The following is a 783-nucleotide window of genomic DNA, read 5'->3' as shown; positions in this document are numbered from 1 at the left end:
GATAGCTGATAGCTGATATCTATTCCCGCTGTTTTTGGCTACAATACGCGCCGATCAATTTTTAGGTATTAAAGTTTGTGACTAACCGCTCTTCTAATTCAGTACTTGTCTTGCGTGCCCAGCAAATTAGTGAATCTCGCCGTGAGTTTAATGCCCGTGGCGGCAAAATGGATCGTTGTGAGCAATGCTTAATTGCAAAGCATTATTGCATTTGTGACGGCGTAGAGCAGGCGCAGTGCAATGCCGCTGTTTGCATGCTGATGTATCATAATGAAAGCTTTAAACCTTCTAATACCGGTCGTTTGATTGCTGAAATAGTCCCTGACAATTACGCTTTTCGCTGGGACAGAACCGAGCCTGATGCAAAGCTGTTAGCGTTATTGAACGATCCGCAGTATCAGCCTATGGTGATTTTTCCTGCCACGGATGTTGAAGATGCCACGCGTGTTATTACAGATGTAGAGCGCCTGCCAAATAAACGCCCATTGTTTATCTTTTTAGATGGCACATGGCGTGAAGCGAAAAAAATGATCCGCAAAAGCCCGTATCTTGATAATTTACCTGTGCTGTCGATCACCGCTGAGAAGCTGTCTGATTATCGCCTGCGTATAGCGCCGCATGCCCATCAACTTGGCACCGCGGAAGTGGCAATTATGGTGTTAGCGTTAGCTGGTGAGGCTGATGCTGCAACTAAACTCGAGCAACATTTTATGAAATTCCGCGATGCGTATTTATTGGGTAAACGCAACAAAGGCAGACCTGCGTAGGTGCGGGTTTACCCAG

Annotated in this window: 1 protein-coding gene; it reads left to right on the top strand. The window is 46.1% G+C overall.

What is annotated here, in order from left to right; all coding sequences use genetic code 11:
• Positions 1 to 77: 77 nt before the first annotated feature.
• Positions 78 to 767, top strand: a complete 690-nt coding sequence (locus CWB85_RS15175; RefSeq protein WP_138555348.1) for a tRNA-uridine aminocarboxypropyltransferase — start codon at positions 78 to 80, stop codon at positions 765 to 767.
• Positions 768 to 783: the final 16 nt, after the last annotated feature.

The sequence above is a fragment of the Pseudoalteromonas sp. S1727 genome (genome assembly GCF_005886375.1).
Lineage (GTDB): Bacteria > Pseudomonadota > Gammaproteobacteria > Enterobacterales > Alteromonadaceae > Pseudoalteromonas > Pseudoalteromonas haloplanktis.
This window is presented reverse-complemented; position numbering and strand designations above follow the sequence as displayed.